Below are 20,014 nucleotides of genomic sequence, written 5' to 3'. Positions count from 1 at the left end.
CGGGTTTCGTCGACGCTCGCTGGCGCTCGCTGCTCAACCTCCGGAGGTCTCGAGGCTCGTCGCTGGCGCGCCTCAGCCCTCGACCAGCGTTGGGTCCTAGGCTCGCGTCGTGGCCACCGGAACCAAGCGAGCGCGCGCCGTACGGCGTCGCAAGCGTCGGATGGACGCCGTCGAGCACGACCTGACCGAAGCACAGTGGGCCTTCCTGTGCGGGACGTGGGGCGGGTGCGCCTACTGCGGCAGCACCGACCGTGCGCTGCAGCGCGACTGCGTGATGGCGCTGTCGCGCGGCGGCCGCTACACGCTCGACAACATCGTCCCGGCCTGCGGTTCGTGCAACGCGAGCAAGTGCAACAGCGAGGTCACGTCGTGGCTGCGCCGCAAGCGCCTCGACGAGGGGGCGTTCCTGCGTCGCCACGTCGAGATCGGCGCCCTCCTGGTCGAGATGGCGCAGACCGGGGCCGAGCCGGACGCCTCAGCCGACTGAGCCCGCCGGAGCAGCCGGGGCGAGCGGGAGCCGCCGTACGGTCTCGAAGCGCCGCTCGGAGCCGTCCACGGGATCGGTGAACTCCAGCTCGCACGCCAGCAGCTGCAGCGGCCGCCGGAAGTCGTCGACCAGCATGTCGCCGACGTCGGGGTAGAGCGGATCGTCCACGATCGGGATGCCCAGGCCGAGCAGGTGCAGGCGCAGCTGATGGGTCCGTCCGGTGCGTGGCGTGAGGCGGTAGATCGCCAGCCCGTCGTGCCCGTCGCGCTCCTCGATCCGTGACTCCAGCTCGACCAGCGTCTCGGCGTTGACCGGCGCCCCCGGCACGACCTCGCCCTGCCACACCCCCGGCTCCTTGTGGAGGTGGTTGCGCACCGTGGTCGGCAGCTTCAGGTGCGGCCGGTACGGCGCGAGCGCGCGGTAGGTCTTGCGCACCTTGCGACGCTCGAAGAGCAGCTGGTGCGGGCCACGCCACCGGCGTTCGGTCGCCAGCATCACCAGCCCCGACGTCACCCGGTCGAGGCGGTGCAGCGGCGACAGCTCGGGCAGCCCGAGCTCCTCGCGCAGTCGCACCACCACGCTCTGCTGCACGTGCCGGCCGCGAGGGATGGTGGCGAGAAAGGCCGGCTTGTCGATGACGACGAGACGCTCGTCCTGGTGCACCACGTGGAGCTCGCCCGGCACCACCGGCTCCTCGCGGAGCTCGCGGTGGAACCACACGAACGTGTGGGGCGCGTAGCGATCGCCTTCGTCCACGGGCCGCAGGTCGTCGTACACGAAGCGGCCCTCGGCCAGCATCGCGCCGACCTCGACCCGTCCGGGCAACCGGTCGCGGAGCCACTCCCCCATCGTCGGCCACTCGCCCCGTCCCCGGTCGGGGGTGCGCACCCACGCCGCATCCAGCCCGTGCCGTCGCGGCAACGGCGAGCGGGGCGGCATGGCGCGAGGGTACGTCGTCAGCACCTGGCCCAACTGTTGCCGTCCGGTGGACTTCCTGTGAACGCCCGGAGCACAGCAGTCGTCCAGAGTGGAGTCCTCCACCGACTACGTGACCATGGGGGCCACTGCATGCTCCGGTGCACGACCATCTCGAGCCTCGACGAGGCCGAGTCCCTGAGCGACGCCTGGCTCGAGCTCGCCGACGCGTGTGGCGCTGGCCCGTTCGCCCGACCCCTGTTTGCGCTCACGTGGTGGCGCCACCTCGGCCAGGGGTCGCTGATGGTCGTCGCCGTGCACGAGGACGACCAGCTCGTCGCGCTCGCTCCCCTGCACCAGCGGCGGATCGGACCGGTCCAGGTCGTGCGGTGGCTGGGACACGGACTCGGCACGGTCGCCGAGGCGCTCGTCCGGCCAGGGCACGACGCCGCCGGCGACCTGCTCTGGAGCACCGCCGGGGCGCGCGGACGCGTGCTGGACCTGATCGAGTGCCGCGACCTGGGGCCGCTCCCCGGCCGACGATCCGCGGCGCCGCGGTACCCCGTCGCCCTGCAGGAGCGCGACGTCTGTCCGGTCATCGACGTCCACGGGGACGCCGAGGCGCATCTCGCCGACCCCGCCTGCAAGCGCGTACGCCGTACGGTCCGGGTGGCGCGGCGGCGTCTGGCCGAGGCCGGTCACGCCTTCGAGGTGAAGGTCGCCCACGACACCGCCACGCTCGCCGCCCTGCTGCCCGACGTGCGGCGGGTCTTCGACGTGGCGGAGGCCGACCGGCCCCGCCAGCACCTCCTCGACGGCGAGTGGGAGTCGTTCACGTCGGCGATCGTCCGCGAGGGGGCCGCCGCCGGCGGCGTCCTCGTCCTGGTCGCCTACGTCGACGACGTCGCCGCCGCCTTCGACATCGTGCTGGTGACGCCACGCACGATGTCGAGCTGGATCGGGCGCTTCGACCCCGAGCTGGCCGCCTTCTCGCCCGGCCACCTGCTCCAGTGCGCCGGCCTGGACTGGGCCGACGCCCACGGCTACACGACGATCGACCTGCTGCTCGGTGACTCGTTCTACAAGCGACTGTGGGCCGGACGCAGCTATCAGACCCTGGGGCTGGTCAGCGGCCCGGCGTCGGCGAGGGCGATCCTCACCGGGGTCGGTCGGGTGCGCGAGAAGCTCCGCGCCTGAGCGCTCAGTCCGACGGGGAACCCATCGCCGCGTCGCGCGCTTCCTCCAGCCGACGCCGCAGCGCCTCGGACGCGACCCAGCGATCGAGGCTGCTGACGAGGAACTCCCGGTCGATCGAGGCCGACCCGCGGCTCGACTCGGTCCAGTCGACGACCGCGGTCACCTCGTCACCGTCGGTCAGCAGGTTGCCGAGCCAGAAGTCGCCGTGGACGAGCACCGTCCCGTCGACGCGTCGCGTGTGGCGCTGCAGGTCCGCGAGCACCCCGGCCGCACGGCCCACCCAGGCGACGAGGGCGTCGTCATCGAGGCGGTCGAGCGTCAACGTCGCACCCGTCATCCACGAGCACCACGAGGAACCCTCGGAGGACTCCCCCAGCACCCGCGGCGCCAGGGAGAAGTCGACCTGCTCGAGCTCGCGCAGCGCGGCCACCTCGGCCGTCGGGTCGGAGAGGAGGTAGCGCCGTTCGACGCTGCTGACCGGGTCGCCCCGCAGGAGCTTGACCTCCTCGCTGTCACGGTTGCTGACCTTGCCGACCACGCGGTCGGCAGCCTTCTCCGCGTCCGACGCCGCGACCACGAGCCACCCGGGACACACACCGAGCAGCCGCTGGGGCGACAACCTCGCCACGGCGCGCAGGGCGACCGCGCGCCAGCCGCCCACGTGGGCCACCGTCGCCCGGAGCACCGCAGCGCTGCTCGACTCGACCACCGCGTCGAAGGCGACGGCCGGAGCCTGCGCCGAGCGGATCAGGCCGAAGACCTGGTGTACGGCGAGCCCGGCGCCCACCAGCTGTCGCTGGGTCGCGCGCCGACTCCGGTACTGCTTGCCCGTGGACCCCCGGCGCGCGACCTGGTCGAGCACCCGCACCGGGCTCACCCGGTTGTTCCCCACCACGACGACGCGGCCGGCGTCCGCCAGCTGCGCGACCACCTGGGAGGCGGGCACGTCGGGCGCGGTGGTGTCGAGGCACACCCAGTCCCACGACCCTGGCTGCTTCCCCGACGGCTCCGCGACGCGATCGATCACCGTCACGCTCGCCGTCACCTGCAGCAGCGCCCGGTGTGCGCGCGATCCCGCCGTCCCCACCAGCAGCACCCGGTCAGCGGCGCGCACGTCGATCACGTCGACCCACGAGGCGTCGTCGGTCGGCAGGTCGTCGCGAGGCTCCACAGCCGGCGTCCTCCTTCGTGGTCTCCACCCTGGGCAGACCATCCTCCCGCATGGCGTCCCGCCGGCCGGGTACCACACGGGGAGGGGAGGCCGTCTCCGCTGCACTCCGGGACAATGGCGCCATGACGCAACAGGGCACGGCCGACCCGTGGGGCATCCAGCGCGAGTGGATCGACGCCGACGAGCTCCGCCGGGTGGTGCCCGCCGAGACCGTCGCACTGATGCGCGAGGCGATCGGCACCCCGCCGGACGACCTCGAGGAGCGGGCTCCCGTCGTGACCCGCCCCGGCCGCTCGACCGGCACCGCCGGCGAGGTCGCCTGCGAGGACGGCTCGACGCGGCGCCTCGACGACGTCGTCCCGGACGACTTCCCGCTCGGCTACCACTCCCTGACCACCGACGGCGGCACCACGCGTCGGCTGATCGTCTCCCCGGGGCGGTGCTGGCTCCCGGACGAGCAGACGTGGGGCTGGTCGGTCCAGCTGTACGGCGCTCTGTCCACCGCGAGCTGTGGGATCGGCGACCTCGCCGACCTCCGCACCGTGCGTGAGTGGACCGAGCGCGAGGGCGGCGGGTTCCTCCTGGTCAACCCGCTGCACGCGACGGCGCCGGTGCTCCCACAGGAGCCCAGCCCCTACCTGCCGGCGACACGTCGCTTCCGCAACCCGCTGTACCTGCGCCTCGAGGACGTGCCTGGCGCCTCCGAGGTGCTGGCCGGGGGCGACCTGCCGGAGGCGCCGCTGCCCGGAAGCGTCGATCGTGACGCCGCGTGGGTGCGCAAGCAGAGCGTGCTCCGACGTACGTTCGACACCCGTGACACGGACGACCCGGGCTTCCTGCAGTGGCGCGACGAGCAGGGCGCCGCCCTCGAGGAGTACGCCTGCTGGGCGGTCCTCGCCGAGGAGCACGGCGGTGACTGGCACGAGTGGCCCGAGGACCTGCGAGACCCGCACGGACCCGCCGTACGGCGACTGGCCCGTGAGCGCTCGGACGACATCACCTTCCACGCCTGGCTGCAGTGGTCGCTGTCCGAGCAGCTGCGGGCGGCTACCGGCGACCTGACCGTCATCCAGGACCTGCCGATCGGCGTCTCAGGCGGTGGCGCCGACTCGTGGGCCTGGCAGGGTGTGCTCGCCGACGGCATCACCGTGGGCTGCCCACCCGATGCCTTGAACAGCAACGGCCAGGACTGGGGCTCACCCCCGCTGACTCCGTGGCGGCTTCGGCTGGCCGACTACGACCCCTTCATCCAGTCGGTGCGCGCGACCATCGCCGGCGCCGGCGGGATCCGGATCGACCACGTGATGGGACTCTTCCGTCTGTGGTGGATCCCGGACGGGGAGGTCGCCACAGCTGGTTGCTACGTGCGGTACCCGGCCGACGACCTGCTCGACATCGTCTGCCTGGAGTCACACCGCGCGCAGGCCGTCGTCGTCGGCGAGGACCTCGGCACCGTCGAGGACGGCGTGCTCGAAGCCCTCGCCGAGCGCAACATCGCCAGCTACCGCGTCCTGTGGTTCGAGGACGACGAGCCCTCCACCTGGCCCGCCCTGTCGCTGGCCACCGTCACCACCCACGACCTGCCGACCGTCGCGGGACTCTGGAGCGGCGCTGACGTCGACGACGTCCTGGCCAGCTCGGACATGGCCGAGGACGACGTGCGCGCCGGACGCGCCGAGCTGCTCGAGCGCCTCGCCCGGGCGGGTGTCGAGCCGGGAGACGAGGTCGGCGGTGCTGACGGCGTCGTGGCTGCGGCCTACCGCCGCCTCGGCGGCGCGGGCAGCCTGCTGCTCGCGCTGTCGCTCGAGGACGCCCTGCTCGAAGAGCGTCGGCCCAACATCCCCGGCACGACCGCCGACCAGCGGGACAACTGGTGCATCCCGCTGCCGCTCGCCCTCGACGACCTGGTCACCGCGCGCCCTCCGGCCGACCTGCTGGCCGGGCTGCGCCGGGGCCGGACGGGCCACTGAGCCACCCACCCCGGGGGATGGTGGGCCGACTGCGTCGAGCGAGCCAGTCTGGAAGGACCGTGGGTCACCACCCGCGGCACCCGAGCTGAGGAGAGCACATGTCGAAGGTCCTGATCATCGGAGCACACGGCAAGGTCGCCCGACAGGCGGCGCCCCGCCTGGCCGCCGCCGGGCACGAGGTCGGCGGCGTGATCCGCAAGGAGGAGCAGTCCGACGCGATCCGCGCCGCCCAGGCGAGCCCGGTCGTGGCCGACGTCGAGCACCTCTCCACCGACGAGATCGCCGAGGTGATGAGCGGCTACGACACCGTGGTGTGGTCGGCCGGCGCCGGCGGCGGTGACCCCGAGCGCACCTGGTCGGTCGACCGGGACGCCGCGATCCGCACGATCGACGCGGCCGCGCAGGGCACCCCGACCCGTTTCGTGATGGTGTCCTACTTCGGTGCCGGTCCCGACCACGGCGTACCGGAGGACAACGACTTCTACGCCTACGCGCAGGCCAAGACCGAGGCCGACGAGCACCTGCAGGGCTCCGACCTCGACTGGACGATCCTGCGACCCAGCGCGCTGACCGACGAGGAGCCCGAGGACGCGGGCGTGCACGGGATCGAGGTCGGCGACGACCTCGAGGCCGGCGAGGTCCCACGGGCCGTGGTGGCCGGGATGATCGCCGCCGTCGTCGACCGCCCGGGGGCCACCACCGGCCGGGTGCTGGAGTTCAACGGAGGCCAGCAGTCGATCGACGAGGTGCTCACACCGGCCGGCTGACGCCTCGGCCTCACTCCGGGGGCGGCGCCAGCTGGCTCTGGGGGTCCGCCGATGGCTGATCGGGATCCAGGCTGGGCGCGACGTCGCTCGACTCCGCGTCGGGCCCGTCCGGGTCGTCGGGATCGAGCGGCCCGGTGGGCCCGTCGGGGGCCTTGTTCTCGACCTCGTCGGAGTCATCGGTGGGTCGGCCCTCGCTGGTCATGACGCCTCCGGGTCCGTCGCCGGGCCCTCGTCGACGGCGCCACCCTCATCGGCCCACTCGGCAGCGGTGCTGTCGTTCAGTGCGGGGTCGGACTGGGTGTCCGGCTCGACGTCGGGACCGTCCTCGGGCTCGCCGGCCTCGGCCGTGGCCGGGTCGGGTGCGGGGTCCTGGTGCTCACTCATGCCTGCCAGCCTAGGCAGGGGCGTCACCGCAGCGCGTCGTCCGCAGGGGTGGGTCCCCGCTCACGGCGTTGGAGCCCGCCGGGCGCGGGGCGTAGGGCAACCGCTCAGCCGGTGTTGCGCAGCCCGGCCGCGATCCCGTTGATCGTGAGCAGCAGCGCCCGCTGGAGTTCGAGGTCGGGCTCGTCCTCCGGCAGCTCGCGGGTGCGCGCCAGCAGGGAGACCTGCAGGGCGTGCAACGGCTGCAGGTAGACGTCGCGGATGGCGAGCGTCGAGCGCAGGGTCGGCGCTCCGGCGAGCAGCTCGTCCTGCCCGGTGACGGCCAGCACCTCCTCGATCGTGCGCGCGTGCTCCTCGCGGATGGTGTCGAAGAGCCCGAGCGCCTCGATGGAGTCCTCGGGCACCAGCGTGCGCACGTAGCGCGCGGCGATGTCGAGGTCGGTCTTGGCCAGGGTCATCTCGACGTTGGAGAGGAAGGTGCGGAAGAAGTTCCACGACCCGTACATCTCCTGCAGCGTCTCCCCGCGGCCGGCCTCGCGCGCGGCCGCCAGCCCGCTGCCCACGCCGTACCAGCCGGGCAGGATCATCCGCGACTGCGTCCAGCCGAAGACCCACGGGATCGCGCGCAGGTCGTCGAGGCCGCCCGGACCGCCGGGACGCTTGGCGGGCCGGGAGCCGATGTTCATCTTGCCGAGCTCGTCGACCGGCGTCGCCGAGACGAAGAACGGCACCAGCGCGGGGTCGCGCACCAGGGCACGGTAGGCCTCCTGGCCGGAGCCGGCGACCTGGTCCATCGTGGAGTTCCAGCCGTCGAGGACATCCTGCGGCAGCAGCGAGGTGCGATGGAGCACGGAGGCCTCGAGCACCGAGGCCAGGGCCTGCTCGAGGTTCTCTCGGCCGAGCTGGGCCAGGGTGTACTTGTCGGAGATGACCTCGCCCTGCTCGGTGATCTTGATCGGGCCGTCGAGGCTGCCGTAGGGCTGCGACATGATCGCCTCGCCGGTAGGGCCGCCGCCCCGGCCCACAGAGCCGCCGCGGCCGTGGAAGAGGCGCAGGACCACACCGTGCTTGCGGCCGAGGTCGCGCAGCGCGCGCTGGGCGCGGTGGATCTGCCACTGGGACGCGGCGATGCCGGCGTCCTTGGAGGAGTCGGAGTAGCCGAGCATGATCTCCTGCACGTCGCCGCGGGCGGCCACGACGCGGCGGTACGACGGGTCGCCGAGCAACGCGTCGAGCAGCGGGCCGGCGGCCTCGAGCTCGGCGACGGTCTCGAAGAGCGGGGCGAAGCCGATCCGCGCCGTCGCCGGCCGGTGGTCGCTGCCCAGGTCGACCAGGCCGACCTCGCGCGCCAGGACGACGACGGCGAAGAGGTCGTCGACGTCGTGGGTCATCGAGACGATGTAGGTCTCGATGACGTCGGGCCCGAACGTGTCCAATGCGGAGCGGATCGTGGTGAGCAGGTCGATGACCTGCGCCGCGGTGCCTTCCAGGGCGCCGGAGCCGGCGAGCCCGGCGCCGGTCAGCGGCCGACGAGCCGCCATCTCCTGCGACAGGACCGCGATCCGGTCGGGGCGGTCGAGCTCGCCGTACGGCGTCTCGAGCTGGCCGACGCGGTCGAAGAGTGCGGCGAGGGCCTCGTGGTGCTTGCCGCTGTGCTCGCGCACGTCGAGCGTCGCCAGCCCGAGCCCCATGGCGGTGGCGGTGCGGATCAGCCGCAGCAGCGCTCCGTCGGCGGTGAGCCGGTCGCCGGTGAGGATCAGGGAGTCCCGCACGAGAGTGAGGTCGGCGAGCAGCCCGTCGAGGTTCTCGTAGTCACGGCCCTGCTCGTGGGCCGTCGCGTTGGCCAGCCGGTCGCGCGTGCGCAGCAGGCGCACCCGGACGTAGCTGAGCTTGAGCCGGTAGGGCTCCTCGGCGTTGAGCCGCTTGATCGTGGAGTAGGTGATCGGCAGCGCCTCCCGGTCCGCCTCCAGGCTCGCGGCGAGCGCGTCGGAGACGGTGACCATCCGCGACGACGAGGACAGCTCCTGCAGCAGCTCCTCCACGCCGCGCACCAGCTCGCGCAGCCCGAAGTCGTGCTGCAGGCCGAGGACGTCGAGGGTCACCTCCGGCGTCACGTTGGGGTTGCCGTCGCGGTCGCCGCCGGCCCACGTGCCGAAGCGCAGGGGTCGCGCGTGCGGCGGCAGCTCGACGCCGAGCGAGGCGAGGCTGCGGTCGAGCTCGGCGAGCAGGTCGGGCACGACCTTCTCGGCGAGGGTCTGCAGGTAGTAGATCGCGGTGCGGGCCTCGTCGGTGGGCTCGGGCCGGTCCAGGCGGAGCTCGTCGGTCTGCCACAGCAGGTCCACCAGCTCGGCGAGTCGCCGCTCGGTCACGGCGCTGTCCGTCGTACGCCCGCGCGGATCCTCGCCGCGGTAGGTGACCGCGGCGACCTTGCGCAGCAGGCCGAGCACCGAGCGTCGGGTGGCCTCGGTGGGGTGGGCGGTGAAGACCGGGCGGTACTCCAGGCGTCCGAGCACGTCCGAGATCAGCTCCCGGTCGATGCTGCCGGCCTCGAGCGCCTCCCCGATCCGTCGGGTGGTCGCGGCCAGCGGGCGCTCGGGACGCGTCGTGAGCTCCTGCCAGCGGTGCAGCTGCTCGGTGACGTTGACGAGCTGGAAGTAGGCCGTGAAGGCGCGCGCCAGGACGATCGCCGTCCTCGCGTCCACGCCGGAGAGCAGCTCGTGCAGGTCGTGGGACGTGCCGTCGTCGGGCTCGCGGCTGAGCGCCCGCACCCGCTCGACGAGCTCCAGCAGCTCGGGGCCCTCGTGCCGGGTGAGTGCCTCACCGAGGAGCGTCCCGAGCTGTCGCACGGAGGCGCGCAGCGCGGCATGATGCTCGTCGGTCGACACCCCGCCGCCGAACTGGACGACGTCCGGAGCACGCCGGTCCGCCTCGATGAGCTGTTCGGTGGTCGGTGCTGCCGCCCCCGGTGTCGGCGTGTCGAAAGCCATGCCGCTCAGTCTGGCGCACCGCTTGTTTCAGGGGTGTGGCGCGTCCGGCGACGGACCGGTCCGTCCGGGGCGGGTGCACGTACCCACCCATCACCCTCTCGCCGCACGAGGCCCCGGGCCTCGAACTCCTCCAGCCACCCCTGCATCGGCCACGAGCCCCACCGCCGGGCGAAGCGCGCGCCGTTGCGCACGATGGCGTCGAGGTGCTCCACCGGCGGTGCGCTGACAGGGTGGTGCTGGTGGTAGGCACGGGCGCCCCCGTCCCACCCGAGACGTACGCCGGCCGCGGTCGCGCGCAGCGCGAAGTCGGTGTCCTCCCCGCCGTAGCCGACGTAGGACTCGTCGAAGCCGCCGAGCGCCCCCCACACCGCGGGCGTCATGGCGAAGGACAACGACCAGAAGAGCTCGGGCCGGCCCGGCGGACCGCCCGGCACGGACGGCAGGAGGCGCGTGCCCGGCGCCGGCGCGGGGCGAGCAGGGTGCGGCCGGTCCCAGGACTCCAGCACCGTCAGGTCGCCCAGGTCGTAGCCGCCGGGCGGTGGCGGATCCAGGTAGGTGACCGGGCCCGACCAGACGACGTCCTCGTGCTCGGCGACCGCGGCGGCGTAGGACGCGACGAGGTCTGCCCCGGCGAGGCAGTCGACGTCGAGCAGCACCACGACGTCGACGTCCTGGGCGCGCAGCGCGGCGACGCCGACGTTGCGGGCCCGCGACAGCGGCAGGTTCGCAGGGTCCGCCACCGGGCACCGGACGACCCGACGCTCCAGGCCGTCCTGGCGCTCCGCGGTGATCGCAGGATCGTCCATCGCCACCACGACGTAGCTGTCCGGAAGCCGGCTCCCCGCCGCCAGGCTCCGGTGCTGGGCTTCCAGGTGCGCGTGCCGCCCGCGGGCCAGCGTGACCACGCCGACCCGAGGGCGGGAGTCGGGGTCAGTACTGAGGGGACTCATGAGACCCGTGGGCCGCTCCGCGCGGAGCCGACCTCCGCGACCAGGTCGAGCACGACGTCGGCGAACCGGCGCGTCGCGCTGCCGTCGGACCACCGCTCCCAGGAGGTCGCATCGAGCGCCGCGACCCGTGCGAGACGGTCGGGCCAGCCATCCTCCGGCCACGACGGGACGACCTCGACCGGCCACCGACCCCGACTCAGCACGCCTGCCGTGGTCACCTGCTCTGCGTGCGGGCGCTCCTGCGGCACGACCACGGCCGGCTTGCGGGCCCAGGCCGTCTCGGCGACCGCGTTCTGCCCGGCGTGGGTGACGACCACGTCGGCGTCCGTCAGCGCCGGCCACGGATCGTCCACCCAGTCCGCCCGTGACGCTCCTGCGACGCCCAGCACGGTCCACCGCCACCCCGGTGAGCTGTGGCGCGCCCGCGCCACGAGCTCCGTCCGGGGTGCTGCCCCGCCCGCACCGCTGAGCAGCAGCACGCGCCGCGGTCCCGCGTCGTCGACGCGACCCACCGCCTGACCCCGGCGACCGGGCTCCCGACCGTCGAAACGGGAGAGTCCCCCGACCGGCACCAAGCGCCGCACGGTCTCGGACGGCAGGCCCTCGACCATCCCGCGGGCCTCCCTCGGCCAGCACCCGACGAGACGGTCGGCCACGCCGAGCCCGAGCAGGTGCGCCGGGTCCCCGCGGTGCCCGGGCAGCACGACGTAGGCCACCGCGACCCCGTGCAGCCGGGTGAGCAGCGCGACCTCCACGCTCACGTCCACCACCACCGCGGCGGGGCGCTGCGCGGCGATCCAGGCGCCGAGTCGCGCCATCCGATCGCGGAGGCCGTCGTGGTGCCGGGGCGCCCAGTGCAGGCGCCCGTGGGCGGTCGGATCCACCGGCGCCGGCGCACCGTCGTCGGCAGGGAGCGTCTCCCAGGGTCCGGCCCAGCCGGGCGGTCGCTCCAGCGACGAGAGTCCGGTCACCGTCTCACCGCGGTGCTCGAGCTCGGCAGCCACGGCCAGGGCCCGGTGCAGGTGTCCCCGTCCGACGTGGTGGACGTAGTAGCCGATCACGCCGCGACGAGGGGGTCGACCAGCCCGGCGTAGCAATGCTCGTACTGCTCGATCATCCACGAGGCCGAGCAGACGGCCTCCGCTCGTCGTCTGACGTGCTGTCGGTCCAGGCTGCGCGCGGCCCGCACGGCACCGGCCAGGGCCGAGACGTCCCCGGACGGGACGAGGACCCCCGACCCCGGCGCCACGATCTCGGACAGGGCGCCCCTGTCGTAGCCGGCCACCGGCGTGCCGCTGGCCAGCGCCTCGGAGACGACCAGTCCGTAGGGCTCGTCCCACGCGGGGGTCACCACCGCCACCGACGCGCGGCGCAGCCAGTCGCCCAGCTCCTCGTGGCGCAGGTGTCCGAGGTACGTCGCCCCCGCGCCCAGGCGGGGGGTGACCTCGCGCTCGACGTACTCCCGGTCGTGGACGGGACCGGCGAGCACCAGGGGGACTCCGGCCGCGCGGCACGCGTCGATCGCCTCGTGCGGCGCCTTCTCCGGCACCAACCGGCCGGACCAGACGGCGGGCCCACCCCCGTCTCCAGACCTCCACCGGGTGAGGTCCAGGCCGTTGCGGACGACCACGCTGGACAGGCAGTGCGACCACGAGCGACGCACGTGCTCACTCACCGCGACGAAGGACGAGCGGGGACCCGTGACCGCCAGCGTCGACTCCCACAGCGGCAGCGGTGGGGTGTGCAGGGTGGTGATCATCGGTGCCCGCAGCGTGGCGGCGAGCAGCAGCGGCAGCTCGTGCAGCCCGTTGTGGTGCACGACGTCGAAGTCGCCGGCCAGGTCGCCGGCCAGGCGGGTCATCAGATCGAGGTACTGGTGGTGCTCCACGACGGTGCGCAGCGACGGCGCGCGACCGTCGCGCGCCGCTGCCGGGCTGGGAGCGAAGTCGGCGGGCGCCCAGAGGCGCACCGGCAGTCGCGGGTCGGAGTCGCGGTGGGCGAAGAGGGTCACGTCGTGCCCCCGGGCCCCGAGGCCCGCTGCGAGGGCGTGGGTCATCGCCTCGAGTCCCCCGGCGAAGGGCTCCGCGACGGGGTGCTCGGTCGGTCCGAGGAGACAGATCCTCACGGACGCCCCCGGGCCGAGCGGTAGACGAGGTCGTGCCCGGCCGCGATCTCGCGCCGCTGCCGGCGCCGTTCATCGACGCCCGCGCCCCACCGGGGTCGCTCGGCGTGGGCACGGCGCACTGCGTCGTCGAGGGACGCCTCCTCGAAGCGGTCCTCGTCCTTGACGTAGCTCAGCACCGGCCCCTGCTGGGCGTAGTAGCCGCAGGTCGGCGCGACCACCGTCGTGCCCAGGTCGCGGCAGGCCTCGAGCCACCCGCTGTGCGTCCCGAAGCGGTACGGCAGCACCGAGACGTCGAGCGAGGCCAGGTAGTGCCAGAGCTCGTCGTCGGTGAAGTAGTCGTGGACCCGCAGGTCGAGGCGACCGCGCGCCGCCTCCCGCTCGAGCACGTCCGCCAGCCCCGCGGCGTACCGCGCCCCGTCGCGCTCGAGGACGTCGCGGTGACCGTCGACCCGCAGCACGGCGCCCGGCAGGTCCGCCACGGTGCGCACCAGCGTCTCGATGACGGGGAGCGGATCCATCGCGGCCCGCAGACTCTTGACGTGCACGCCCACCACGAACTCGTCGCCGGCGCGAGTGCCCAGGCGGTCGCGGCCCCGCATCGTCTCGAGGGGCACGACGTGCGGGTGCGGCAGCACGACGGCCCGACGTCCCCACCGGCGGCAGATCTCGGCGGCGGCGCCGGGGGTCAGCGTGATCAGCTCGGCGGCGGCCGGGACGAGCACGTCGAGCTGCTCGTCGTGCAGCTGGCGGCTCTCGTGGTGGGGGTTCCGCAGGTCGTGCACGGTCTGCACGAGGGGCCGGCCCGTCTCGGCGAGTGCGTCGACCCAGGCGGCCAGCTGCTCGGGCGTGCGGGCGTCGAAGCCGAAGTGCAGGTGCATCACGTCGAAGTGGTGACTCCGCACCCAGTCGGGCTCCAGCATGGCCGGAGGCCACCACTGCTGCGACGACGCGGGCCCGGACGTCGGCCTGGGGTCCTCGAGCCGGCGCGGCGCTGCGTCGGAGGGGTGCTCCGCGGCGAGGTGGCGGACGTAGACGTGTCCCGCCGGCACCGAGGCCACCGAGACCGGCTCCGGGTCGCCGGGCGCATCGGCCACACTCGTCGCGGTGCCCGTCGCGGCCGTCGACGTGTCGCGATCCACCGTCACCTCGTGCCCTCGGCGAGGTCCTGGGACCACGTGCCCGGCCCGAGTGCCGGGAGGTCGTCAGGTTCTCTCGCAGCGCTGCCTTCGCCTCGCCGGTCCCCGACGCTAGGGACCGCTCCGGTCGCCGCGCATCCCTCGCAGGGGTGATCGCTCCCGCTGGGGGCGTGCCGGGCACGTGGGACTGCTCACCCTCCGGTCACCCGTGCGGGGCTGGTGGGGACGGCTTTCGTCGGCGGAGGCTGGGTCTCATGCAGATCTTCACCCCCCTCGACGGAACTCGTGGACCGAGGCGCCGATGAGGCTCCCCCGCGCCCGAGGACCCCTGACCGAGCGACTCGTCGCCTGCCTGCAGCGTCCGCCCCGCTCGCACGTGGCGCTCGCCCGGACCGACGGTCGCGACGCAGCCGACGATGCGTTGGCCCTGTGGATCCTGCACGAGCTGCACTACCGGGGCTTCGAGGACGTCGATGACGCATGGGAGTGGGCGCCGTCGCTGATGTCCATGCGTCACCATCTCGAGCGTGAGCTGGAGGAGCGGCTGCGGGCGGAGTACTCCCGCAGCGAGGGCTCCAGGTCCGGACAGGCGGGTGGCGACGAGGACGTCGTCGCCGTGCTGCACCAGCTGATCGAGGCCGACGACGGTCCGTCGCTGGCCGACCACCTGCTGCGCGACGGCACCACCGAGCAGGCCTGCCAGCTGCTGCGCCAGCGCTCGGTCTACCACCTCAAGGAGGCCGACCCGACCGCGTGGGTGGTGCCGCGGGTCGTCGGGCGCGCCAAGGCCGCCCTCATGGAGATCCAGTACGACGAGTACGGCGCCGGGCACCACGACCGGGTGCACCAGGACCTGTTCGCGCACGGACTCGCCGCCGCCGGCCTCAGCGCCGACTACGGTCACTACGTCGACGAGGCGCGGCTCCCGATCCTGGAGCAGAACAACGCGCTGTCCCTCTTCGGCCTGCAGCGTCGACTCCGGGGCGCTGCCCTGGGGCACTTCGCGGCCTTCGAGGCCACCAGCTCGCTTCCGTCGCGCACCCTGGCCCGGGCCTTGCGGCGCCTGGGGCTGCCGGACGAGATGGCCGCCTACTACGACGAGCACGTCGAGGCGGACGCCGCCCACGAGCAGGTCGCGCTGCGTGACGTGTGCGCCGTGCTGGTGGCCGACGAGCCGCACCTGCGCGAGGACGTCCTCTTCGGCGCCTGGGCCTGCCTGGAGCTGGAGGCGCGCACCGCGCGCGACCTCCTGGACCACTGGGCGGCCGCCTGATGGCGGTCGAGGAGCCCGACGTACGGCCGGCCGGCGACGGGCCTCTGCGGTGCCGGCCGTGTCCCGGTGGCCCGCTGCTCGTCCGCGGCGCCGCCCAGGTGCAGGGAGATGACGGCACCTGGCACGACACCACGCGCCCGGTGACGGCCGTGTGCCGCTGTGGAGCCAGCGCTCTGCGGCCCTGGTGCGACGGAACGCACAAGGTGCTGTCGCAGCGGGGGGTCAACCCGATCGAGTGACCCGCTCACACCGCCAGCAGGTGCAGGACCACGCCACGCTCGCCGGCCCGCACCTCTCCGGGCCGCCAGCCCAGCTCGGCAGACTCACGGCCGAGTCGGCCGACCTGGTCGTCGTCGCCCAGCTGGAGCAGCATCCCGGCACCAGGCGGCACCAGCGAGCGTCCGTGCCGCAGGCAGGCGCGCGCGACCTCGAGCCCGTCGTCCCCGCCGTCGATGGCCAGGAGCGGATCCTCGGGGAAGCGGCCGACGTCCGCGTGCGGCACCCACGGCGGATCCGCCACGACCAGGTCGAAGGCCTCGCCCTCCACCGGCGCCGACTCGAGCGGCACGCATCGGACGTCCACCTGGCGAGAGAGTCCTGCGGCCGCGGCGTTGGCGCCGGCGAAGGCGCAGGCGACCGGGTCGACGTCCACGCAGACGAGGGAGGCGCCCGACAGCGAGGCAGCGAGCAGACCGATGTGTCCGGCGCCGGAGCACAGCTCGACGATCCGCGCGTCCGGGACGTCCGAGACGAGCTCGGCCGCCCAGCGCGACTGCATGGCGGTCCAGGGGCGGGGCTCCAGGACACGGGCGTCGTAGGCGATCTGCAGGCCGCCGAAGTCGCACACCTGCGCGGCCTCGTCGGTGCTGGCTGACGGAGTGGGGGCCTGGCTCATGCACCGATCCTGCCGGGCGGCGTCACGACCGGCCACCCCCTCTCGGGGTGGCCGCCCCGGTCAGTACGCGTCGAGCGCCCGGACCCGCTGGAAGTTGCGACCACCACGCGCGAAGGAGGCCAGCACCTCCGGCGGCGGGTCCAGCGGCCCGTCCCACGAGCACTCGCGCACGTGGGCCAGGTCCACGTCGTAGGCCAGGCGCGTGGCGTCGTAGCGCCACGACCCGCTCAGCACGCCCCGGTGGAACAGGCCCCCGGCGTCGCGCGTCCAGACCTCGCCGCCCTCGTCCAGCTCCGCGAACCGGCGCAGTCGAGCGGCCACGCGCTGGTCCCACGCGCGGGAGACCGCGACGACGGCCGCGTCGAGATCTGCCGGGGAGGTCGACAGCCGACCGCCGACGCCCACCACGTGCTGGGCGAGGGCGTGCTCGACCGCTGCCGCGTGGTCGACCTCGTCCAGCCGGGACCGCATCGGCGCCCGGTAGACCGGCGCCACCTCAGCCTCGGCCCTCGGCGAGGTAGGCCAGACGACGCAGGGTCTCCTGGTTGCGCCAGGCGATCTGGGGTCGTCGCACCGGGCCGGGGACGAGGCGAGCCGGACCGCTGGCGACGTCCTCGGTGATGCTGACCTCGGTCCGGGACCCGTGGCCGTCCAGACGCAGCTCGACGTCGGCACGTCCGGCCGGCCAGGCGTGCGCGCGCAGCGCGAGCCGGGAGAGCGGCTCACTCTCGACCACCTCGGTCACGTCGTCGAGCAGTGCCGGCCACGCGCCCACCGAGTGGTGCAGCTTGCTGCCGGGAGCCGGCCATGCGTCGTCGACCTGGCGCATCCGCGAAGCGCCGACGACGAAGAGCGGGTAGAGCCAGCCGTCGGCGAGCACGTCCCAGACCTGACGGGTTGGGGCGGCCACGACACGGGTGCAGGTGATCACGGAACCATGGTCCCAACGGCTCCTGGCCGGATCGTCACCCTCGAGGGTGGCGTCCGACCAGGATGGACCGGGGAACCTCGCGGCACCCGGGCCGCGATGAAGTGGGTCGTCAGGCCGGGCTCACCCGAAGAGCTCGACGGCAGCTGCGATGAAGGCGTCGAGGTCGTCGGGCTTGCGGCTGGTGACCAGGTCCCAGCCCTCGGCGGGACAGGTGAAGACCTCTTCGTCGACCCAGGTGCCGCCGGCGTTGCGGATGTCGGTCTGCAGGCTCGGCCAGCTCGTCAGCGTCTTCCCGCCCACCACTCCGGCCTCCACCAGCGTCCAGGGTCCGTGACAGATCGAGGCCACCGGCTTGCCGGCCGCGGTCATGGCGCGCACGAGCTCGACCGCCGGAGCGTGCAGCCTCAGGGTGTCCGGGTTGGTCGTGCCGCCGGGCAGGACCAGCCCGTCGAAGGTGGCGGGGTCCGCGTCGGCGACGGCGAGCGTGGCTTCGTACGTGCCGGCCTCGTCGGTGTCGCCCTCGAACGCCTGGACGGTGCCGACTTCCGGGGCCACCAGGACGGTCTCGGCCCCTTCCGCCTGCAGCGCCTCCCAGGGACGGACGAGCTCGACCTCCTCCACCCCGGAGTTGGCGAGCAGGAAGGCGATGCGCTTGCCGGCAAGTCGGTCGGCCATGGTGGGCTCCTCTCATGTGGACGATGCATGCTGTGCTCGTGACCGAGGCTAGGTCGGCGCTCGGGTCCACGGATCACACCTGCGGGTGTCTCGGTTCACGTCGTCGACTCGTCGGCGAGGAGGCGCGACTCGTCGGGTCGGGACCGGGGTACCGGAGCGGGGACCGAGCGCCGCACTGACCGACACGACGTACGAGAGCAAGGGGAGGGACGATGATGCTGACGCAGACCGGGACCAGGGCCGGGACCAGGACCAGGACCACGGGCGCCGGGGCCGACGCGGCCGCGCGGGCCGAGTCCGTGCGTCGCTACCTGGCCGTGGTGCGCAGCCTCGATGCCCTCGAGAAGCAGCACCCGGAGCTCTCGGCGCCGCTGCGCCTGACCCTGCTCCGGGCCCAGCACGCCCACGAGCGCCACGCTCTCGGAGAGCAGGAGCTCTGCCGCATCATCGACCAGACGTCGGACGCCGTGGCCGTCGCCCTGGGGACGGGCTGAGCCGGACCCGCCCAGCCCTCAGTCCGGGGTCGGTAGGTCGTCGGCGGCCCCGTCGGGGCCGTGCTCGCGACGGATCCGCTGGCCCTCCTCGACGAGCTCGGCCTCCTTGTGCTCGTCCTTGACCAGCTTGGCGGTGTCGCGCAGGGGCAGCTGCAGCTCGCGCTCCGCCACGATCCCGGCCTCCAGCTGGCGGCCGCGCTGCAGCTCGGAGTCGAGCTCCGCCCCGAAGAGGAGCGCGAGGTTGGTGAGCCACAACCAGAGGAGGAACACCACCACGCCGGCCAGGGCGCCGTAGGTCTGGTTGTAGCTGGAGAAGTTGGCGACGTAGAAGCCGAAGGCCGCCGAGACCAGGACCCACATCGCGATCGCGAAGGCAGCTCCCACGCTGATCCAGCGGAACCGGGGCTGCTCGACGTTGGGCGTGGCGTAGTAGAGCAACGCGACCACGAGCACCACCACGGCCAGCATGACCGGCCACTTGACGATGCTCCAGACGGTCACCGCCGTCGACCCGACCCCGAGGGCGTCTCCCACCGCCTCGGCTGCCGTCCCGGTGACGACCAGGCCCACCAGGACCGCCGCCGCCAGGAGGACGATCAGGGCGGTCAGCGCCAGCATCATCGGCCGCAGCTTCCAGAACGGGCGCCCCTCGCCGATCTCGTACATGCGGTTCATCGCGCGCCCGAAGGCGCCGACGTAGCCCGAGGCCGACCACAGGGCGCTCAGCAGCCCCACCACGAGCGCCACGCCGGCTCCGGGGGCGCTGCTCAGCTCGACCAGGGTGGGCTCCAGCGTGTCCGCGACCGAGCCCGCGCCCACGCCGCGCAGGACCTCGAGCACCGTGTCGGCCGACTCGCGACCCCTCCCGACCAGCCCTACCAGGGAGATCAGCGCGATCAGGCCCGGGAAGAGCGCGAGGACGCCGTAGTAGGTGAGCGCTGCCGCGATGTCGGTGCACCCGTCGGAGGAGAACTCCCGCAGCGTCCGACGCGCGACGTACCTCCACGAGCGCGACGAGAGGTCGGTGGGGTCGTCGGGCCCGTCCTCCACGTCCGGGCTCGGTCTCTGGCCCCGTTCACTCTCCGCGGTCCTCACCCTTGCCTCCTCGGGGCATGACACCGACAGCGCTCCACCACGTGGTCCTCCTCATCCGGGCTCCGGTGCCGTGACTGTCGCGCATGGTGGCCCACGACGTCGTCACACCCGCGGGTGAGATGGGACTATCGTCGGACCGTGAGTGCCCGGGTTCGACACGAGACGGACGCGCGCGCGGCGACGTGGTGGACCCGCTGCTACGTGCGCTGCATGCGGATCGCGCGGGACAAGCGGGCGTTCATGGGCAGCGCCCGCACCCGCCGGACGGCTCTGGCTCGGCAGCGGCGTGGCGACCGTCCACCGACGTGGGTCACCCGCGTGCTGACGCGGACGTCGCAAGGCAGGTCGGCCGACATGGTCCGGTGGACCGTGCGCCCCCGTCGCCGGCAGCCCGTGGCCCGAGTCCTCTACCTGCACGGCGGCGGCTACGTGCACCCGCTCACCCGGGACTACTGGCGACTGGTCCGGGCGCTCGTCCGCGCTCCTGCCGAGGTGGTCGTGCCCGCCTACCCGTTGGCCCCGTCCGCCACCGTCGACCAGGTGGTGCCCCGGCTCCTCGAGCTCG

22 protein-coding genes are annotated in these 20,014 nt (G+C 73.6%); 8 read left to right on the top strand and 14 right to left on the bottom strand.

Annotation, left to right across the window (positions count from 1 at the left end; genetic code table 11):
• Positions 1 to 109: 109 nt before the first annotated feature.
• Entirely contained in the window at positions 110 to 487 is a 378-nt protein-coding gene (locus Q1K33_RS15400) for an HNH endonuclease signature motif containing protein (protein WP_300405500.1), read from the top strand.
• On the opposite strand, the gene Q1K33_RS15395 is transcribed toward Q1K33_RS15400, so the two are convergent.
• Positions 476 to 1,336, bottom strand: a complete 861-nt coding sequence (locus tag Q1K33_RS15395; protein WP_300405502.1) for a pseudouridine synthase — start codon at positions 1,334 to 1,336, stop codon at positions 476 to 478. The two genes, Q1K33_RS15400 and Q1K33_RS15395, sit on opposite strands and share 12 nt — an antisense overlap.
• Positions 1,337 to 1,555: 219 nt before the next feature.
• On the opposite strand from Q1K33_RS15395, the gene Q1K33_RS15390 reads away from it, so the two are divergent.
• A complete protein-coding gene (locus tag Q1K33_RS15390) occupies positions 1,556 to 2,599 on the top strand; it encodes a GNAT family N-acetyltransferase (RefSeq protein ID WP_300405498.1) in 1,044 nt (347 codons plus the stop codon).
• A 4-nt stretch (positions 2,600 to 2,603) separates the two neighbouring features.
• Here the strand turns inward: Q1K33_RS15390 and Q1K33_RS15385 are convergent, their stop codons facing one another.
• Positions 2,604 to 3,770: a phosphotransferase gene (locus Q1K33_RS15385; RefSeq protein ID WP_300405496.1), complete on the bottom strand. Its 1,167-nt coding sequence runs from the start codon at positions 3,768 to 3,770 to the stop codon at positions 2,604 to 2,606.
• Between the two features lie 122 nt (positions 3,771 to 3,892).
• Between Q1K33_RS15385 and malQ the strand changes: the two genes are divergently transcribed.
• Both malQ and Q1K33_RS15375 read left to right on the top strand, forming a co-directional pair.
• Positions 3,893 to 5,740 (top strand): 4-alpha-glucanotransferase, encoded by a 1,848-nt coding sequence (malQ, locus tag Q1K33_RS15380; RefSeq protein ID WP_300405494.1) that lies wholly within the window; start codon positions 3,893 to 3,895, stop codon positions 5,738 to 5,740.
• Between the two features lie 98 nt (positions 5,741 to 5,838).
• Positions 5,839 to 6,507 (top strand): SDR family oxidoreductase, encoded by a 669-nt coding sequence (locus tag Q1K33_RS15375; protein WP_300405492.1) that lies wholly within the window; start codon positions 5,839 to 5,841, stop codon positions 6,505 to 6,507.
• 10 nt (positions 6,508 to 6,517) lie between these two features.
• Here Q1K33_RS15375 and Q1K33_RS15370 read toward each other — a convergent pair whose 3' ends face one another.
• The 7 genes from Q1K33_RS15370 to Q1K33_RS15340 form a co-directional block, all read right to left on the bottom strand.
• Entirely contained in the window at positions 6,518 to 6,709 is a 192-nt protein-coding gene (locus Q1K33_RS15370) for a hypothetical protein (RefSeq protein ID WP_300405491.1), read from the bottom strand.
• Positions 6,706 to 6,891 (bottom strand): hypothetical protein, encoded by a 186-nt coding sequence (locus Q1K33_RS15365; protein ID WP_300405489.1) that lies wholly within the window; start codon positions 6,889 to 6,891, stop codon positions 6,706 to 6,708. Before Q1K33_RS15365 ends, Q1K33_RS15370 begins: the two co-directional genes overlap by 4 nt.
• A gap of 104 nt (positions 6,892 to 6,995) precedes the next feature.
• Entirely contained in the window at positions 6,996 to 9,875 is a 2,880-nt protein-coding gene (gene ppc, locus Q1K33_RS15360; protein WP_300405487.1) for a phosphoenolpyruvate carboxylase, read from the bottom strand.
• 5 nt (positions 9,876 to 9,880) lie between these two features.
• Positions 9,881 to 10,825, bottom strand: a complete 945-nt coding sequence (locus Q1K33_RS15355; protein WP_300405485.1) for a galactosyltransferase-related protein — start codon at positions 10,823 to 10,825, stop codon at positions 9,881 to 9,883.
• Entirely contained in the window at positions 10,822 to 11,886 is a 1,065-nt protein-coding gene (locus tag Q1K33_RS15350) for a glycosyltransferase (RefSeq protein ID WP_300405483.1), read from the bottom strand. The genes Q1K33_RS15355 and Q1K33_RS15350 overlap by 4 nt, the downstream gene beginning before the upstream one ends.
• A complete protein-coding gene (locus tag Q1K33_RS15345) occupies positions 11,883 to 12,950 on the bottom strand; it encodes a glycosyltransferase (protein ID WP_300405481.1) in 1,068 nt (355 codons plus the stop codon). The genes Q1K33_RS15350 and Q1K33_RS15345 overlap by 4 nt, the downstream gene beginning before the upstream one ends.
• Positions 12,947 to 14,089, bottom strand: a complete 1,143-nt coding sequence (locus Q1K33_RS15340; protein WP_300405479.1) for a glycosyltransferase family 1 protein — start codon at positions 14,087 to 14,089, stop codon at positions 12,947 to 12,949. Before Q1K33_RS15340 ends, Q1K33_RS15345 begins: the two co-directional genes overlap by 4 nt.
• Before the next feature lie 298 nt (positions 14,090 to 14,387).
• Between Q1K33_RS15340 and Q1K33_RS15335 the strand changes: the two genes are divergently transcribed.
• Positions 14,388 to 15,359 carry an iron-containing redox enzyme family protein gene (locus Q1K33_RS15335; RefSeq protein ID WP_300405477.1) on the top strand — a complete coding sequence of 324 codons (972 nt, stop codon included), beginning with the start codon at positions 14,388 to 14,390 and terminating at the stop codon, positions 15,357 to 15,359.
• Positions 15,359 to 15,598: a CDGSH iron-sulfur domain-containing protein gene (locus Q1K33_RS15330; protein ID WP_300405475.1), complete on the top strand. Its 240-nt coding sequence runs from the start codon at positions 15,359 to 15,361 to the stop codon at positions 15,596 to 15,598. The genes Q1K33_RS15335 and Q1K33_RS15330 overlap by 1 nt, the downstream gene beginning before the upstream one ends.
• A gap of 5 nt (positions 15,599 to 15,603) precedes the next feature.
• On the opposite strand, the gene Q1K33_RS15325 is transcribed toward Q1K33_RS15330, so the two are convergent.
• The 4 genes from Q1K33_RS15325 to Q1K33_RS15310 all read right to left on the bottom strand — a co-directional run bounded on the left by Q1K33_RS15325 (position 15,604) and on the right by Q1K33_RS15310 (position 17,860).
• The gene (locus Q1K33_RS15325) at positions 15,604 to 16,254 is read right to left on the bottom strand and encodes a methyltransferase domain-containing protein (RefSeq protein ID WP_300405473.1); all 651 of its coding nucleotides are present in this window, start codon (positions 16,252 to 16,254) and stop codon (positions 15,604 to 15,606) included.
• Between the two features lie 60 nt (positions 16,255 to 16,314).
• Positions 16,315 to 16,725, bottom strand: a complete 411-nt coding sequence (locus Q1K33_RS15320; RefSeq protein ID WP_300405471.1) for a GAF domain-containing protein — start codon at positions 16,723 to 16,725, stop codon at positions 16,315 to 16,317.
• Between the two features lie 25 nt (positions 16,726 to 16,750).
• Positions 16,751 to 17,185: an SRPBCC family protein gene (locus Q1K33_RS15315; protein WP_300405469.1), complete on the bottom strand. Its 435-nt coding sequence runs from the start codon at positions 17,183 to 17,185 to the stop codon at positions 16,751 to 16,753.
• Positions 17,186 to 17,305: 120 nt separating this feature from the next.
• Positions 17,306 to 17,860 (bottom strand): type 1 glutamine amidotransferase domain-containing protein, encoded by a 555-nt coding sequence (locus Q1K33_RS15310; protein ID WP_300405467.1) that lies wholly within the window; start codon positions 17,858 to 17,860, stop codon positions 17,306 to 17,308.
• A gap of 212 nt (positions 17,861 to 18,072) precedes the next feature.
• Here Q1K33_RS15310 and Q1K33_RS15305 point away from each other — a divergent pair, with 212 nt between their 5' ends.
• Positions 18,073 to 18,354, top strand: a complete 282-nt coding sequence (locus tag Q1K33_RS15305; protein ID WP_300405465.1) for a hypothetical protein — start codon at positions 18,073 to 18,075, stop codon at positions 18,352 to 18,354.
• Positions 18,355 to 18,372: 18 nt separating this feature from the next.
• Here Q1K33_RS15305 and Q1K33_RS15300 read toward each other — a convergent pair whose 3' ends face one another.
• Entirely contained in the window at positions 18,373 to 19,449 is a 1,077-nt protein-coding gene (locus Q1K33_RS15300) for a YihY/virulence factor BrkB family protein (RefSeq protein WP_300405463.1), read from the bottom strand.
• Between the two features lie 138 nt (positions 19,450 to 19,587).
• Between Q1K33_RS15300 and Q1K33_RS15295 the strand changes: the two genes are divergently transcribed.
• Positions 19,588 to 20,014 (top strand): alpha/beta hydrolase fold domain-containing protein (locus Q1K33_RS15295; RefSeq protein WP_300405461.1); only part of this gene is annotated, 427 nt, incomplete at its 3' end.

The sequence above is a fragment of the Nocardioides sp. genome, from assembly GCF_029937575.1.
Taxonomy (GTDB): domain Bacteria; phylum Actinomycetota; class Actinomycetes; order Propionibacteriales; family Nocardioidaceae; genus Nocardioides.
Note: the sequence above shows the minus strand (reverse complement) of the source record. Positions and strands in the feature narration are given on the sequence as shown.

Coding starts and splice junctions, on each gene's coding strand:
- Q1K33_RS15355 (WP_300405485.1), bottom strand. CDS start 10,825: ATGAGTCCCCTCAGTACTGACCCCGACTCCCGCCCTCGGGTCGGCGTG.
- Q1K33_RS15390 (WP_300405498.1), top strand. CDS start 1,556: ATGCTCCGGTGCACGACCATCTCGAGCCTCGACGAGGCCGAGTCCCTG.
- Q1K33_RS15320 (WP_300405471.1), bottom strand. CDS start 16,725: ATGCGGTCCCGGCTGGACGAGGTCGACCACGCGGCAGCGGTCGAGCAC.
- Q1K33_RS15335 (WP_300405477.1), top strand. CDS start 14,388: ATGAGGCTCCCCCGCGCCCGAGGACCCCTGACCGAGCGACTCGTCGCC.
- malQ (WP_300405494.1), top strand. CDS start 3,893: ATGACGCAACAGGGCACGGCCGACCCGTGGGGCATCCAGCGCGAGTGG.
- Q1K33_RS15305 (WP_300405465.1), top strand. CDS start 18,073: ATGATGCTGACGCAGACCGGGACCAGGGCCGGGACCAGGACCAGGACC.
- Q1K33_RS15365 (WP_300405489.1), bottom strand. CDS start 6,891: ATGAGTGAGCACCAGGACCCCGCACCCGACCCGGCCACGGCCGAGGCC.
- Q1K33_RS15310 (WP_300405467.1), bottom strand. CDS start 17,860: ATGGCCGACCGACTTGCCGGCAAGCGCATCGCCTTCCTGCTCGCCAAC.
- Q1K33_RS15325 (WP_300405473.1), bottom strand. CDS start 16,254: ATGAGCCAGGCCCCCACTCCGTCAGCCAGCACCGACGAGGCCGCGCAG.
- Q1K33_RS15330 (WP_300405475.1), top strand. CDS start 15,359: ATGGCGGTCGAGGAGCCCGACGTACGGCCGGCCGGCGACGGGCCTCTG.
- Q1K33_RS15395 (WP_300405502.1), bottom strand. CDS start 1,336: ATGGGGGAGTGGCTCCGCGACCGGTTGCCCGGACGGGTCGAGGTCGGC.
- ppc (WP_300405487.1), bottom strand. CDS start 9,875: ATGGCTTTCGACACGCCGACACCGGGGGCGGCAGCACCGACCACCGAA.
- Q1K33_RS15370 (WP_300405491.1), bottom strand. CDS start 6,709: ATGACCAGCGAGGGCCGACCCACCGATGACTCCGACGAGGTCGAGAAC.
- Q1K33_RS15375 (WP_300405492.1), top strand. CDS start 5,839: ATGTCGAAGGTCCTGATCATCGGAGCACACGGCAAGGTCGCCCGACAG.